Source organism: Variovorax sp. GW821-FHT09D07 (assembly GCF_059416345.1).
Map to the genome: position 1 here is coordinate 988,072 of NZ_JBWKOY010000001.1, position 15,197 is coordinate 1,003,268.

General features: G+C 67.9%; 13 protein-coding genes. 5 read left to right on the plus strand and 8 right to left on the minus strand.

Annotated elements, in window-relative coordinates:
* Window positions 1-31 precede the first annotated feature (31 nt).
* From AC07OX_RS04445 to AC07OX_RS04465, 5 genes are all read right to left on the minus strand, one after another.
* Window positions 32-1,144 carry a DUF3800 domain-containing protein gene (locus AC07OX_RS04445; RefSeq protein WP_495260007.1) on the minus strand — a complete coding sequence of 371 codons (1,113 nt, stop codon included), beginning with the start codon at window positions 1,142-1,144 and terminating at the stop codon, window positions 32-34.
* Window positions 1,145-1,178: 34 nt separating this feature from the next.
* Window positions 1,179-2,387: a branched-chain amino acid ABC transporter substrate-binding protein gene (locus tag AC07OX_RS04450; RefSeq protein ID WP_495260403.1), complete on the minus strand. Its 1,209-nt coding sequence runs from the start codon at window positions 2,385-2,387 to the stop codon at window positions 1,179-1,181.
* A 67-nt stretch (window positions 2,388-2,454) separates the two neighbouring features.
* On the minus strand, window positions 2,455-3,216 hold the full coding sequence (locus tag AC07OX_RS04455) for an SDR family NAD(P)-dependent oxidoreductase (protein ID WP_495260008.1): 762 nt from the start codon (window positions 3,214-3,216) through the stop codon (window positions 2,455-2,457).
* The gene (locus AC07OX_RS04460) at window positions 3,213-4,778 is read right to left on the minus strand and encodes a class I adenylate-forming enzyme family protein (protein WP_495260009.1); all 1,566 of its coding nucleotides are present in this window, start codon (window positions 4,776-4,778) and stop codon (window positions 3,213-3,215) included. The genes AC07OX_RS04455 and AC07OX_RS04460 overlap by 4 nt, the downstream gene beginning before the upstream one ends.
* A gap of 102 nt (window positions 4,779-4,880) precedes the next feature.
* Entirely contained in the window at window positions 4,881-6,644 is a 1,764-nt protein-coding gene (locus tag AC07OX_RS04465; protein WP_495260010.1) for an acyl-CoA dehydrogenase C-terminal domain-containing protein, read from the minus strand.
* Between the two features lie 236 nt (window positions 6,645-6,880).
* Between AC07OX_RS04465 and AC07OX_RS04470 the strand changes: the two genes are divergently transcribed.
* A complete protein-coding gene (locus AC07OX_RS04470; RefSeq protein WP_495263342.1) occupies window positions 6,881-7,531 on the plus strand; it encodes a TetR family transcriptional regulator in 651 nt (216 codons plus the stop codon).
* 134 nt (window positions 7,532-7,665) lie between these two features.
* On the opposite strand, the gene AC07OX_RS04475 is transcribed toward AC07OX_RS04470, so the two are convergent.
* On the minus strand, window positions 7,666-8,688 hold the full coding sequence (locus AC07OX_RS04475; RefSeq protein WP_495260012.1) for a hypothetical protein: 1,023 nt from the start codon (window positions 8,686-8,688) through the stop codon (window positions 7,666-7,668).
* 61 nt (window positions 8,689-8,749) lie between these two features.
* A complete protein-coding gene (locus tag AC07OX_RS04480; RefSeq protein WP_495260013.1) occupies window positions 8,750-10,090 on the minus strand; it encodes a UDP-glucose dehydrogenase family protein in 1,341 nt (446 codons plus the stop codon).
* 96 nt (window positions 10,091-10,186) lie between these two features.
* Here AC07OX_RS04480 and AC07OX_RS04485 point away from each other — a divergent pair, with 96 nt between their 5' ends.
* Genes AC07OX_RS04485 through AC07OX_RS04500 form a run of 4 tightly spaced genes read left to right on the plus strand, consistent with a single transcriptional unit; the run spans window position 10,187 to window position 14,106 of the window.
* The gene (locus AC07OX_RS04485; protein ID WP_495260014.1) at window positions 10,187-11,218 is read left to right on the plus strand and encodes a glycosyltransferase family 2 protein; all 1,032 of its coding nucleotides are present in this window, start codon (window positions 10,187-10,189) and stop codon (window positions 11,216-11,218) included.
* Window positions 11,215-12,213, plus strand: a complete 999-nt coding sequence (locus AC07OX_RS04490; protein ID WP_495260015.1) for a hypothetical protein — start codon at window positions 11,215-11,217, stop codon at window positions 12,211-12,213. The genes AC07OX_RS04485 and AC07OX_RS04490 overlap by 4 nt, the downstream gene beginning before the upstream one ends.
* Window positions 12,203-12,964, plus strand: a complete 762-nt coding sequence (locus AC07OX_RS04495; RefSeq protein WP_495260016.1) for a hypothetical protein — start codon at window positions 12,203-12,205, stop codon at window positions 12,962-12,964. The genes AC07OX_RS04490 and AC07OX_RS04495 overlap by 11 nt, the downstream gene beginning before the upstream one ends.
* Window positions 12,965-12,972: 8 nt before the next feature.
* Window positions 12,973-14,106 carry a glycosyltransferase family protein gene (locus AC07OX_RS04500; RefSeq protein WP_495260017.1) on the plus strand — a complete coding sequence of 378 codons (1,134 nt, stop codon included), beginning with the start codon at window positions 12,973-12,975 and terminating at the stop codon, window positions 14,104-14,106.
* 67 nt (window positions 14,107-14,173) lie between these two features.
* Here AC07OX_RS04500 and AC07OX_RS04505 read toward each other — a convergent pair whose 3' ends face one another.
* On the minus strand, window positions 14,174-15,115 hold the full coding sequence (locus AC07OX_RS04505) for a DMT family transporter (RefSeq protein ID WP_495260018.1): 942 nt from the start codon (window positions 15,113-15,115) through the stop codon (window positions 14,174-14,176).
* Between the last annotated feature and the right edge of the window lie 82 nt (window positions 15,116-15,197).

Sequence of the window (15,197 nt, forward strand, 5' to 3'; positions counted from 1 at the left end):
TGTCGGCGGTCGACGAAACACGATCGTCCGCTCAGGCCCACGCCTCTTCGGCACCGATGCGAACCTGGCGGGTCGGCACCACCTGCTTGAGGCCGTACCCCGTACGCTCGTCGCCTTCGGAGATCAGCCGCACCATGGCCTCGCGCAGCGCGGGGCACACGCATCTGCCTGCGTGCAGGTCACGAAAGAACCGCATCGTGGCGCCCGCCACCACCTCGGCCATCTGCACACCCGCTGCTTCGTGCGACTGCCTGAAATCGAGGGCGGCCACGTCCTCGAAGCGGTGGTCGGACGGGGGCGTGCACAGCAGTTCCATCGCACGGTCCGCTCCTTCGGCGGCGGCCTTCCCTTGACCCAGGATGCGCTGCACCTCGAAATTCTGGTCGTGCACCAGCCGGACATCGGCCAGGCAGTGCCGGTAGTACAGATGGATCCGCGCGTAGATGCGCATGAACGACGTCAGGTTCGGCAGCGTCCAGGCCTGTGTCGACGACGTGTTGAGCTCGGGCGGCGGAAGAAACTCCAGCCAGGGCTGATGCTGGGCCTCGCTCAGCGCGTGGTACTCGGTGTTCGCCGCTTCGACGATGCGGCCGAACCCCTTGGCGATCTGCGCCGCGGCCTCTTCCTCCTCCTCGGCGGTTTGCGTGGCCAGCTCGCGCAGGCTGGCAAACGATGCGTGAAGTGTTCCAGCCTCCGGCGTCAGGCAGGACGCGACGAAGCGGTCCAGCACCTGCGCATCGGCATGGACGTGCAGGAAATCCGCGACGGCGTTCCTGAGGAAGTCGAGCCGCATCGACTCGGGGTAGCCCAGGCAGGACGGCAGCAGCTGGAACGACGTGATGCAGGTGCAGATGAAGTAGCGCTTGTCGACCAGCTCGACGAACAGCGGGGCCCGCCGGTCGAGCAAGGCGTGGATCACCGCAGCGGAGAACTCCGGCCTGGATGCCAGCGATCGGGCACCGGGTTCGCCCAAAGGAATGCGATGGCGATCGCGCAACGCCTGGAGGCGCGCATCCCACTCCTCTTCGTCCTGCAGCCCGACGCCCGCCAAGGCAAAGTAGGGTTGCCGCTTGAAGTCGTAGCCCGTGCCGCTGTCGACCATGTCGCCGCTGTGGCCGCTTTCGTCGATGTAGATGGTGGTCATGGTGCCGGGGCGAACGCCTCGCGCCGTGGTGCGGTCACAGGGGCCTCTTCATGCGGCAGGTCGTGGGCTGCTCGGCCGCCTTGGCATCCACGCTCGCGATCTGCTTCCAGCCGAACCCGGTGCCTTCCTGGTCGTAGCGGACGGCCGCGCCGTCGACCTTCTCCCAGCTCTGGACGAACATCGCCTGCTGGGCCTGGTGGTCGGACTTGCGCAGCACCACGGGACCGTTGATGCCGTCGAAGCGCAAGCCCTCGAGCTGGGCGGCCACCTTCGCCGGTTCGGCCGACTTCGCGCTGCGGATGGCGCCGGACAGCGCGACGACGGCGTTGTAGCCCATGCCGTTGATGAAGTCCTCGCCGAACTGCTTCTTGAAGTTGCCCAGCACGGCCGAGCTCTTCGCACCGGGGTCGTTGGGGTTGAAGGTCGAGACCAGCTTGACGCGGCCCTCGCCCGTCGCGCCGATGGTGCCGGGCACGCCGTAGTTGCTGCCGTTGAAGGTGTAGAAGTCGACCTTCAGCCCGAAGTCGTTGGCCGCGCGCACGATGAGCGCCAGGTCGGAGCCCGAGCTGGCCGTGATCACCGCGTCGGCGCCGGACTGGCGGATCTTGGCCATGTAGGGCGCGAAGTCCTTCACCTGTGCGGTCGGGTGCAGGTCGTCGCCCACGATCTCGATGTCCGCGCGCTTGCGCGCGAGCGACTCGCGCGATGCGCGCGCCGTGTCCTGCCCGTAGGCGTAGTTGGGGTTGAGCAGGTGAATCTTGCGGATGTCCTTGCGGCCGGCCAGGTAGGTCGTGAGCGCATCGACCTTCATGTCCGAGTGCGCGTCGGTGCGGAAGTGCCAGTAGCTGCACTTCTCGTTCGTGAGCACCGGCGCCTGCGACGCGTAGTTCAGGAACACGATCTCCTTGCCCGGATTGCGGGCGTTGTGCTTGTCGATGGCCTCGCCCAGCGCGATGCCCACGCTGGACGAACTCGCGCCCTGGACCACATAGCGGATGTCCTTGGCCACGACCGTGCCGAGCAGCGCCACGGCCTCCTGCGGCGACAGCTTGTTGTCGAAGGGAACGATCTCGAACTGGTAGGGCCCCGCCCACTTCTCCTCATTCGCGACCCGCGCCGCGTACTGGAAGCTCTTCAACACGTTCTGTCCCAGTCCGGCCATCGGGCCCGACAGCATGTCGAGCGTGGCGATCTTCACGGTCTGCACGGGTTGGGCGCTGGCGGCCAGGGCGATGCACAGCATCGGCGCGGCGATGGTCTTTGTCAGGCTCACGGTAAGTCTCCTCGTGTGGATGTCGATCGATGGGTGTTCAGACGATGACGGCGCCGCCGTCGGCGACGAGCGTCTGGCCGGTCACGAACGCGGCTGCGGGCGATGCCAGGAAGGCGATGGCGCCGGCGATCTCCTGCGGCTGCCCGACGCGCCGCAACGGCAATTTCTTCTGCGTGAACGACTGGATCTCGGGGTCCGCGAGCAGCATGCCGGCCATCTTGGTGTCGATCAGGCCCGGGGCGATGCAGTTGACGCGAATGCCCTGCGGGCCCCACTCGACCGCCAGGTCGCGGGCCAGTTGCATGTCGCCGGCCTTGGACAATCCGTAGGCGCCGATCGTCGAAGAGCCCTGCAGGCCCGCGATGGACGAGACGATCACGATGGCGCCGCTGCCCCTGGCCTGCATGTCGGGCCGAACGAGGTTGGCCAGCCAGAGATTGCTCAGCACGTTGTTGCGCACGATCTTCATGAACATCTCGTCCGCGATCTCGGCCAGCGGCCCGTAGTGCGGGTTGGTGGCCGCATTGCAGACCAGGATGTCGATGGCGCCGAAGCGCTCGCGCACCTCCGCCACCATCGCGCGCAGCTCCTCGGGCTGCGAGATGCTGGCCTGGCAGGCGAAGGCCTGCCCGCCCTGCGCGCGGATGCCCTCGGCCACTTCCTCGCAGGCCTCGAGCCGCCGGCTGGAAACACAGACTTTGGCCCCGAGCAGCGCCAGGTGCTCGGCGGTGGCGCGGCCGATGCCGCGGCTGGCACCGGTCACGACGGCGACTTTTCCGTTCAGGTCGAACAGGTTCATGCGTGGATGTCCTTGAAAGTGGAAAGAAGAGAGGGAGCCGGTGCACCGATGTCTTCTCGGAGCAGGTGCTTTTGCAACTTGCCCGACGGCGTGCGCGGCAGCGTGTCGACGCAGACGTAGTCGCGCGGGATCTTGTAGCGGGCCAGCTTGTCGGCCAGGAAGGCCTTGAGCGCCTCCGCGTCCGGCTGCCGGCCGGGCCGGGGCACGATGACCGCCACCACGGTTTCGCCCCAGTCCGGGTGGGGGCGGCCGATGACGGCCACGTCGGCCAGATCGGGATGCGGCGACAGCGCGTCTTCCACCTCCTTGGAGTACACGTTCTCGCCGCCCGTGGTGATCAGGTCCTTGAGCCGGTCCACCACGTAGTAGTAGCCGTCCTCGTCGACCCGGGCCAGGTCGCCGCTTCGGTACCAGCCGTCGGGCGTATACGCGGCGCGCGTGGCCTCGGGGTCGTTCAGGTAGCCGCGCATGGCGGCTTCGCTGCGCAGCTGGATCTCGCCGACCTGGCCCGCGGGCGTCGCGCTGCCGTCCTCAGCAACCACGCGCACCTGCACGCCTGGCAGGCTGGAGCGGCCGATCGACCCGGCCTTGCGCAGCGCGTCCTCCGGGAACAGCGCGGTGCCCAGCGGGCCCATCTCGGTCATGCCGTAGACCTGCATGAACTGCGTCGTGCGATAGCGCTGCATGAGCCGCTTCGCCATGTCTTCGCCCAGCGGGCCGCCGCCATAGATCCACAGGCGCATCGAGCCCAGGTCGTGGCGGTCGAAGTCGGTGAGTTCGAGCGGCGCGAGCAAGGCGATGGGCGCGCCGAAGGTCAGCGTGACGCGGTGCCGCGCAATCGCTTCCAGGAATCCGCGCGGCGCGTACTCGCGCAGGAAGACCAGCGTGCCGCCCATCAGCAGCGTCCCGAAGGTCCAGTTGTTGAGCGGCGCCGCATGCCAGATCGGCATGGCGATGAGCATCCGATCGTTGTGCGTCATCGACAGGGCCGCCGAGCAGACCAGCGCCGTGGTGAAGACCGCGCGGTGGCTGTGCAGGCACCCCTTGGGCTGGCCGGTGGTTCCCGAGGTGTAGAGCACCTGCGCCAGCGCATCGTCATCGACCGGCGCAGGCAGCTCGCCCGCTTCCGTGCGCTGCACCAGCGTGTCGAAGCGATCGAAGCCGACATCCGCCGCGCCGGCCATGTCGCCGGTGCCCAGCAGGCAGGCCTCGGTCTCGATGCGTTGCGCCAACGGGCCCAGGGCGACGTCGATGATGCAGAGCATTGCGGCGCTGTGGCGCAGGATGAACTCGACCTCGGGCTTTTGCAGCTTGTGGTTGACCGGCACGATGACCGCGCCCAGGCGCAGCGCGCCCAGCACGCCGATGAGGAAGTACGGCGTGTTGAAGCACATGAGCGCCACGCGGTCGCCCTGCCCCACGCCCCGGTCACGCAGCACCTGCGCGGCGCGGCGGCTGAGCGCCTGGATCTGCGCGTAGCTGAAGGCCTCGTCGCCGCAGTGCAGCAGCGTCTTCGTCGGCCAGCGCGACGCGCTCTCGTCGAACATCGAGATCAGGTTCATGGAGTTTTTTCCAGTTGGATGCAGGGCCGGGCAGCGCGATGCCGCCGGGCCCCGCCTCCGGTGTTTTTTGTGGGCGCAGCCGGGAGCAGCTGCGCGGCGGGATCAGAAGAAGTCGGCGTCCAGCGCCATCACGGCGTCGTCGTCCTGCGCGGCCACCAGCAAGTGCTGCTCGACCTCGGGAAACAGGTGCGCGAAATAGAAGCGGGCCGTGGCCACCTTGGCGACGTCGAAGCCATCGGACTGCCGCGCGTCGATCCTGCGCTGCGCGATCGAGGCCATGCCGATCCACTGCCACGCGAGGGCCAGCACACCGACGATGCGCAGGCAGCTGTGGCCGGACGCGCCGACCTGGTCGGGGTGCGACGGTGCCCGAGCGATCAGGTGCCGGGCCAGCGCCTCGAGGCGCGCGCACAGCGTCCGCGTCTGCGCCACCCAGGGCTGCAGCACCGGGTGCGCCTCGTGCTTCTCGAGCACCTGGTGCACCACGTCCAGGAACCGGCGCAGCCTGGCGCCCCCGTCGCCGAGGATCTTGCGACCGAGCAGGTCCTGACCCTGGATGCCGTTGGCCCCTTCGTAGATCTGCCCCACGCGCACATCGCGGAGGTACTGGTGAACACCGCTATCGTCCAGGTAGCCCCAGCCGCCCATGACCTGCTGTGCCAGGGTGGCGCTGGCGTAGCCGTTGTCCGTCGCGAAGGCCTTGAGCACCGGCGTGAGCAACGAGACGAGCTCGTCGGCCTCGCCGCGCACCGAAGGCTCGGGGTGGAGCTTCGAGCGATCGACCTGCAACGCGAGCCAGTAGGCCAGCGCGCGCGAACCTTCCGTCCAGGCCTTCTGCACCAGCAGCATGCGGCGCACGTCGGCATGCACGATCAACGGATCGGCGGCCGGCTGTGGCTCGGGCTTGCGCGCCCCGCTGAAGCCGCGCCCCTGCAGCCGCGTGCGGGCGTAGTCGCGCGCCAGCTGGTAGGCCGCCTCGGCCTGGTTCACGCCCTGCATGCCCGTGGCCAGGCGGGCGATGTTCATCATCACGAACATGGCCGCCAGGCCGTTGCCGGCGGTGTTCAGCAGTTCGCCGCGCGCACCGTCGAGCCGCAGCCAGCAGGTCGGCGTGCCGCGGATGCCCATCTTGTCCTCGAGCCCTTCGCAGCGCACGCCGTTGCGCTCGGCAGCGCCGGGCAGATGCCGGGGCACGATGAACAGCGAAAGCCCCCGCGCGCCCTCGGGCGCACCCGCGATCCGGGCCAGCACGAGATGGACGATGTTGTCCGCCAGGTCGTGCTCGGCGGCCGTGACCATGCGCTTGAGACCGGTGAGGCGGTAGCCGCCGTCCGGCTGCGGAACGGCCACCGTGCGCAGCAGGCCCACGTCGGTGCCGGCCTCGCGCTCGGTGATGCACATGCTGCTGGTCCACGCGCCGCTGGCCAGGTGGGGAAGGTACGCCGCCTGCTGCGCGGCCGTGCCGTTGGCGCGGATGCATTCGTAGCCGCCGCGCGAAATGCTGTGGTACATCAGCCAGGAATGGTTGGCCGAGCCGATCAGCTCCGTCACCAGATGGGTCAGCACCGTCGGCCACGCGCGGCCGCCGTGTTCGAGCGCCGCGCCCAGGCCGGCCCAGCCCTTGCCTCGGAACATGTCGTAGGCGGCCTTGAAGCCGCCGGGGATGGCGACTTCGCCGTCACGCCAGGCGCAGCCTTCGCGGTCCGCGCTCTGGTTGAGCGGTGCGAGCACCTCTTCGGCGAAGGCCGCCATGTCCTCCATCAGCGCGTCGATGTCTTCACGGGCGATGGCGCCGGGCAGGCGAAGTGCCTTCAGTTCTTCATCGATGCCGAGCAGGTCGTTCAGGACGAAGCGCAGTTCGCGCAAGGGTGCTTTGTAGGTCGCTGGAGGTGACATGCAAGAATGACGAGTGCGCGCGCGTTGGCCTTGGATTGAAGTGAGGTTCGGGGCTCGCGGCCACCGGCTGCCTTGGGTTGGAAGAAGTCTAGGAAATCGACCGGGCAGGCATGTTCAGTTTTCGGAACGCGCGCCGAGGCGTTGATTTCCCTCTGCAACGAGGCCCTCCTCCTTGCGTGCGCCGTCCCGGTGTTCGCTTTTCAGCCATGACGACCGCCCTCAAACCCCGACGCAAGCCCTCCCAGTCACGCGCATGGATGACGTCCATCGCCATCCAGGATGCCTTCGTGCTCCTGCTGCTGGAAAAGGGTTATGAGAAGACGTCGATGCGCGACATCGCCAACGTGGCCGGCGTCAGCGTCGGCAGCGTCTACCAGTACTTCCCCGGCAAGGAAGCGGTCGCGGCCATGACCGTGCGCACCTGGGTGCGCAAGCTCTCGACGGCGCTGTCGAGCGCGGTGGACGACGTCGTCCAGGCGAAAGGCCAACGCACGCTGAGCGAGATCACGCGTCTGCTGGCGCAGACCCAGGTGCACACGATGCTGGAGGGCGGCGGGCGCTGGCGGGCGCTGAGCTCCATCGAGCGCCGCGTCTCGCCGCAGCTCGTCTACAACCGCCTGTACCAGCACAACGTCAACCTCTTCGGCAAGGCACTGACGTGCGCGGTGGACTGGCCCGAAGGGCTGCACGATGCGCGCGTGGCCTTCGGCGCCTACACCGTCGTCGATGCTTTGGTGAAGCAGACGCTGCTGGTGAGCGCCGTGTTGCCGAGCGCGGACATCATGGTTCAGGAGGTCCTGCTGGCATTGGACGGGTATCTGCAAGCCGTGCGCCAAAGCCACGCGCGCCAGGAATGAGCGCTGGCCCGAATATGCGGGTGGGGGTGCCCAAGCCGGTCAGTGCGGCCATGCTCATGCAGGCCGTCTCCGAATTGATGAGTACAGACATCGCCTCGCAGTTCAATGCGACGACCACGCCAAGGGTCGCGATGTCACCGCCACCATCCGCCATCGTCCCACAGGCCTGAATCCTCGATCGCCTGCCGCGCGAGCTTGTGCTCGCGGGCGCTTTTCAATCCCACCATCAGGCGCTTCAGGGGGCCGGGCTGACGCAGGAGACTCTGGATGTCACCGTGCACCAGCGTTGGCATCTGAAACATGGCCAGGCTTTCGAGCGCCGGTGCAGAGGCCACCCACCTCAGGTCCTTCAGCCCCACGTTGTTGAGAACGATCAGCGCCAGATCCTCAAGCGCAGCCAACGAGGGCAAGCTGGCAAGGTGTGACTGATCTTGCGCAGTCAACCTTCGCAGCGTCTCCAGTTGGCTGACGACCGACAGGTCCGACAAATCCTTGATCCGCAGCAGTGCCAGGTGTCTCAGGGCGTTCAGGCCCGCAAGCGTGTCCAGGTTCTGCGCGCTTCCGAATCCCAGTTGAAGCGTATGCAGGTGGGGCAGATGCCGTAGAAAGACCAGGTTCGACAGAGGCATCCCCATGAGGGACACCTCATTCAAGGTCGACAGCTTTCCAATCACCTCGAGGCCTCGCGTGTGGCCGGCAACAACGAGTTGTCTCAGATGGGAAAAGCGCTCCAGCCCGAAAAGATCGGTCTTCTTCGTTTTCGTCTTGCCGATTCTGAGTCTTTGCAGGTCTGTGGGCACTGCGTTCAACACATCCAGCGAATCTGCTTCGTACACATCAAAGACGAACTCCTTCAGCTTCGGCAAGGCATCTACGGCATGCGCGTTGCTGACCCGAGTGAGGCAGTCAAGGCTCAACCTTTCGACATGGGGCATGAGCCTCAGGCAAGAAAGATCGCACACACGCGCGTAGCTTCCATACATCCGCCATGTGATGTCCGGCCGATGCCTGAAGAGATCTTCGTTCAGGATTTCCAGCAGCGAAGGCGGCACCTCCTGTGCGGCGGCAAATTGCAGGATGGACACCTCGCCGTTTGCGGCCAGTTGCCGGACCTGTTTTCTTGTCCAATCAAGCTTCAGTTCGATTCGTTCCGACATGGGGTTGACGTTTTCAATGAATCAAAAGCCGGCGAGTGACCGGCATGCTGCTGACGACGATTCAGCGCCGCACTGACCGCCCGCGCCCGATGCCGTAGTACGCGATGCCGGCGGCTTCGACTTCGGCGGCGTCGTAGAGGTTGCGGCCGTCGAAGATCGCGGGCGCCTTCAATGTGCTGGCGATGCGCGCCAGATCGGGGCGACGAAACACGGGCCATTCGGTCACGAGCGCCAGCACGTCGGCGCCCTGCAAGGCGTCTTCGGGCGTGTCGCACCAGCGCACGTCGGCGCGCTCGCCGACGATGGCGCGCGCATTCGGCATCGCCGCCGGGTCGTGCACCTGCACGTGCGCGCCCGCCGCCCACAAGCGCTCCAGCAGCACGAGGCTCGGCGCATCGCGCATGTCGTCGGTGTCGGGCTTGAAGGCCAGGCCCCAGAGGGCGATGGTCTTGTTCGCGATGCGGCCTTCGAAGTGATGCGTCATCAGGTCGAAGAGGCGTCCCTTCTGCTCATGGTTCGCCGCCTCGACGGCCGCGAGGAGACGCAGCGGCTGCCCCTCGCGATCGGCCGCATGCCGCAGCGCCCGCACGTCCTTCGCCAGGCACGAGCCGCCATAGCCCGCACCCGCTTGCAGGAAGTCGGGGCCGATGCGCCGATCCGAGCCGATGCCGCGACGCACCATCTCGATGTCGGCGCCCGCATGCTCGGCCACGCGCGCCATCTCGTTCATGAAGCTGATACGGGTCGCGAGCATCGCGTTGGCGGCGTACTTGGTGAGCTCGGCGGAGCGCCGGTCCATCACCAGAAGCTGCTTCGCCGGGTCGCGCACGAAGGGTTCGTAGAGCCGTGTCAGCAGATCGATGGCCGCGGGGTCGGTCGCACCAATCACCACGCGGTCGGGCTGGCGGCAGTCGCGCACGGCCGAGCCCTCGCGCAGGAACTCGGGGTTCACGGCCACCGCGACGCGATGGGCCGCACCGCGCTGCGAAAGCGCCGCGTGCAGCACGGCCTCGACCTGCTCCGCGGTACCGACCGGTGCGGTGGACTTGCAGACGACCACGGCATCGCGGTCCCGGTGCTGCCCGATGCTGCGGGCCACGGCCATCACATGCCGCAGGTCGACATCGCCTTGCGCATCGGCCGGCGTGTTGACCACGATGAAGAGCACGTCGCCATGCAGGCTCGCGGCACGCTCGTCGGCCGTGAAGCGCAGCTTCCCCGTCGAGAGGCCTGTGGACACCAGCGCCTCCAGCCCCGGCTCGTGCAGCGGCATCCGGCCCTGCTGCAGGCCCTCGATGCGGCCGGCATCGGCATCCGCGCACAGCACGTCGTGCCCCGCTTCGGCCATGCAGGCGGCGAAGCTGAGGCCCACATAACCGGCACCGAAGATGGCGAGCCTCATGCGCAGCGCCCTCCCCCAAGGCACTGGCAGCCGCGGCGGTTGTGAGATAAAAGCAGGATGCAAGCCTTCAAAACAATGTCCAGACAGGAAAATTCGATGATGCCCGATCACGTTGCCGCGCGTTGCGCGCTGGTCCTGGAGACCAACAACCTGCGCGGCGGAGCGGATGCCGAAGCCGCCGCAAGCATCAGCCTGCAGCGCCTGGTCGCCCTGTTGGCCAAGCAGAAGCTGCCGCTCACGGCCCTGGCCCAGGTGGTCATCACGCACGACGGGCTGAACGCCGCATCGTGCGAGGCCGTCATGGCGCTGGCGGGCCGCCCCATCGACTTCGTGCGCATCGACGCCGCCACCGGCTACTACGACGCCAAGAACGTCGGCTTCGCGGCCACCGATGCGGCGCGCTGCGACCACGTGGTGTTCGCCGATGCCGATTGCCTGCCCGACGACGACTGGCTGCTGCAGATGCTCACGCCCTTCACGCGCGGCGCCGACGCGCCCGCGGTGGTGGCCGGCCGCACGAGCTACGCGGCCAGCATCGTGGGCACCGCGCTCACGACCATCGACTTCATGTACTTTCCCAACGCCGACCACGCGGGCGCGACGAGCAACTTCTACGCGAACAACGTGGCCTTCCGCCGCGACGTGTTCGAGCAGCACAGCTACCAGGCGCTCGATGGCGTGTACCGCGCGCACTGCCAGGTGCTGGGCATGCGGCTGAAGGCGGCCAACGTTCCCATCCACTACGCGGCCGCGGCCCACACCGAGCACCGCCTGCCCGACACGCGCGCCGAAGCGCTCAAGCTGCGCTGGATGCGCGGGCAGGACACGTACTCGCTCACGCCGCATCTCTTGCGCAGCTACGTGTCGGCGCGCTGGCAGTGGCTTGCGAAGAGCGGGCCGATCGGGCCGCTGTGCGTGCTGTTCACGCGGCTGGGTTTCAGCGTGCGCGCGCTCAACCACCAGGACCTGCCGCCCCTGCGGGGCCTGCGCTGGCTCGCGGGCGTGGCGCTGATCGTGGGCTTCTCGGCCATCGACATGCTCGGCGCCTTCGCGCGCGGCATCGGCCTGCACACGACGGGCCGCACGAACGCGGACGCGCAGGCGCTTTCGTACCATCGCCCGACATGAACAAGAAAAATATCTTCAGCCTTCTCGTGCTGGCCGGCGCATGCGCCGCGGCGGGCGCTGCCGACTTCACCGGGCGTGGCGTCTTCAACTTCAAGTCCGACAGCGGCTGCCCCTTCTCCGCGCTCGCGGGCCCCGCCAACGAGTGCAACCGCCTCGCCCTCGACGATGCCGACACGCGCGTCGCACTCGACAGCGCGGCGCACACCCTGCGCTTTGCGAACCCGCGCAGCTACGGCCGCAAGACCGTCGTGGGCGACGTGCTGCTGCAAGGCTCGGGCCAGTCGCGTCACAGTGGCCAGCGCGTGCCGCTGACCTTCCATGCGCTGCTGAGCCGCTCGGGCAACGACTGGTCGGTGAGCAGCCATGCGCACTCGCCCGTCGGCGGCGAATTCAGCGACATCCGCATCGACCCGTACCAGGTCGTGGTGATCGAAGGCGGCGCTGAGCGCGTGGTGCTCACGCCGGCGCAGATCGCCGAGACGCTCTCCAGGCCCTCGATCGCCGCGCGGCTCGCCAACGAATTCGTGCAGGTGCGGGACAACCGCAAAGGCGACGCCACCGATGCGGACATCACCGTCGGCCTGGGGTTGGGCCGCGCCTCCAAGTCGGTGGCGCGCGCGCATTTCCACGCGCCGGGGGCCAAGGGCAGCGAGCTGTCCGAGGCGATGCGGCAAGGCGACTGGTCGCTCGAGCTGCAGGCGCTGAGCGGACAGATTCCGCGTCAGGTGGTGCAGCGCGACCTGTTCCTCTATGGCCTCGAATCGCAGTCGCTGCTGCTGCCGCTGATGCAACGCGGCTTTCATAAGAACGAGAAGCTGGTGCTCGGTGCCGCGGGCGGCAAGGGCTACGTGCGCTACGACGGCCAGCAGCGCGAGTTCGCCGGTGCCGATGCATCGGCGCGCGCCTTCCTCCAAGGCAGCTTCATCGGCCTCGTGCTCGGTTGGCAGCAACTGCAGCCGCAGACCCCGGTGGCCCAAAAAACCGATGGACGCTGACACCGCCACGGCGAACGCGGCATTCGACTGCCTCTCGCCGCCGCAACTGCGTGGCTGGCCGGCGCTGCAGGCCCGGCTGGTGCACCACATCAAGCGCGCCGCATTGCGCCAGATGCATGCGAGCCGCGCCGGCGAAGTGATGTTGCTGCGCCTTTATCTGATCGGCGAAGAATCGTCCGAGCAGGCGCTGCAGCGCGAGCTGCGCACCAACGCGCCCGAATGGCTCACGCGCCAGCTTGACCAACACCTGGCCGACGAGCAACTGCATGCGCGGCTCTTCGCCGACGCCATCGCCGCGCGCGGCGGCACGGCGCAGGCAGCTGCATCGCCGGAAGCGGCGCCGAAGCCCGACTGGCTGAGCCAGCGCAAGCTCGCGCGCTGGCAGCGCCTCATCCAGCGCCATGCGCCGCACTTCGCGCACGGTGGCCTCGTGCCGGCCTATGCGATCGGCCTCGCCGCCGAGCAGATGGCCTCGCGCATCCTGCAGCGCCACTGCGCGCTGATCGGCCCGCGGCATGCGCTGCACCCGCTGCTCACGCGCGTGCTGGCCGACGAAGACCGCCACATCCGCCTGTGCAGCCACACGCTGCAGCGCTGCGTGGCGCCGCACGAAGAAGCACGGCTCGCGCAGCTGATGCGTGAAGTGCGCGACACCGAGCGCGGCTTCGGCATCACCGGCGCGCTGGGCATGTACCTCGCGGGCGTAGCCTTGCGCCTGGGCCCCGGCCGTGCGCGGCCGGTGGCAGCCTGAGTCCGTCGATGCCGCCGCGCATCGTCTACCTCGCGACCGCGGACGCGCGCGGCCACCTGATGCGCGCGCAACTGCTCACGCATTCGCTGCGCGCCGCGGGCGCGAGCGTGCAGGTGCTCACCACCTCCGATGAAGGCGCGCGTTTTCTTGCTGGCTTCGGCATCGAGGCGCCGGTGCTCTCGCGCCATTACGCGGTGCAGTTCGACCGCGAGCAGAACATGCTGCGCCGCGAAACCGATCGCAACGTGGCGCACTACGTGTTCCGCCCGGAGCGCATGCTGCGCGACATCCTTCGGCTGCGCGCGTGGTTCCGCGATGCGGACCTGGTGGTGAACGACTCCTTCCACCCCGCGCTGCTGTTCATGGGCTGGATGCCGGGCTGGCGGCGCAAGGTGGTGCATGTGTATGGCGCGAGCCTGCGGCATGCGCTGCAGACCAACTTCAGCGGGCGCATGCCGGCGTGGATGGCGAATAGCTTCAGCCGCATCGTCGCGTGGCAGATCGACCGCAGCCGCGCGCGCATCGCGCACGATTTCGCCTACGGCGAGCCGCAGGCCGACGGACGCGGCGGCCACCGGCTCGCCACGCCGGTGGCCGCAGTGGGCGCCGACACGGAAGCGCACGACGACCTCGCGCCGCAGGCCGCCGTGTACCTCAACCCGCATTTCAAGGAAGCCGCGCTGGCCGACGGCCTGGAGCGCGGCCTGGCCGAGGCGCGCACGCCGGCGCACCTCGTCGGCGAAGGCTATGCGCAGCGCGCGGGCTGGCACGCGCAGGACGGGCACTGGATCGAGAGGGCTGCGCGCAGCGCCTTCATCGTCTCGGCACCCGGCATGGCGGCGCTGTCGGTCGCGGCGGTGTACCGCAAGCCGATCCTCCTGCTCCTGACCGACCAGCCCGAGCAGGCGATCAATGCGCAGCGCGCCGCGCAATTGGGCCTGCACCATCGCATCGTGGTGTGGCGAGGCCACACCGAGGACTTCGCGCGGACCGTGACGACGGCTGCCCACGAACTGATCGCGCTGGCCGACGACGGCAGCGGTCCGCAAGCGGCGCAGAAAGGCCGCGAGGCCGCCATGGCCCGACTGCAGCACTGGACGGTGCTGCTCCACGGCCTCGCGGCTGCGCCGCCTGTTCGATGAATGAACCACCGAGGAAGCTGCGCCCTTCGATGCAGAAACGCCTCGACGGAAATTGCCGGTCAGGGACTCAATGTCCTCTGGATTCAACGGGGGACGAGGATCGACGTTGCTGTATCAGCATCGCAGTCATGCCGCCTGTGACGATGACCAGCCCGGCAATGGCTGTGGCGCTGGGCCGCTCGTCAAGAATCAGCAGGGCGAGCAGCGTCGCTGCGCCGGGAACGAGTGCAGCGAACGTGGCACCGACGGCTGCGCCCAGAATTTGGACGGACTTGCTGAAAAAGAACAAGGCCACCGTGGAGACCATGACCCCCTGATAGAACGCCTGCACACCGATGTCGCCCAGCGGCGCTTGCAACAGGTGCAGCCCGCGCGTCGCTAGGTAGGCGGGCAGGTAGATGATCATCGAGAACACCGAAACGATGGCGGTGGCGTGCAGCGCCGATGCAGAGAACTGCTTGGACGAGACCGTGTAGATGGCCCACAGCAGCCCGCCCAGCAGGAAGATCAGGTAGGCCCACGGCGAGGAGCGGACGGCGCTGAAGTTGTGGAAGCCGACCAACGCGACCCCGAGGATGATCAGCGCAATGCCCGCCGTCTCCCTGCGCGAGAGCCTGGCGCCGAGTCCCCAGGCGCTGATGAGCGCGGAGAACAGGATCATGCTGCCAGGCGTGACCACGGCGAACTGCTCCACCGGCGCCATGCCGAGGCCGAAGGCGACCACCAGCATGTAGGGCGCGCCAATGCCGGCGGTCATGAGCGCGATGGCGGTCCAGCTCAGCCCCATGAGACCTCGTCGTACGAGAAACGGCAGCAGCATCACGCCCGAGACCGTGTACCGGATGCAGGTGATGTCGTAGACGTCCAATGCCGTGTGAGTCAGCCCGAAGCGAGTCACGACCGGAAAGGCGCCCCAGATCAGGGCCGAAGCGAGTCCGAACAGCACACCCACCCATCGACGATCGATGCCGAGCTGGGAAACTGGCGGTGAGGCAGAAAGCCGAGTCATCGGAATGGGTTCCTTCAAAGCGATGCGAGTGTCTTGCCTGGCGCCGCGGGCATCGCCTGCGTGGCAGACGGACTATCATTGA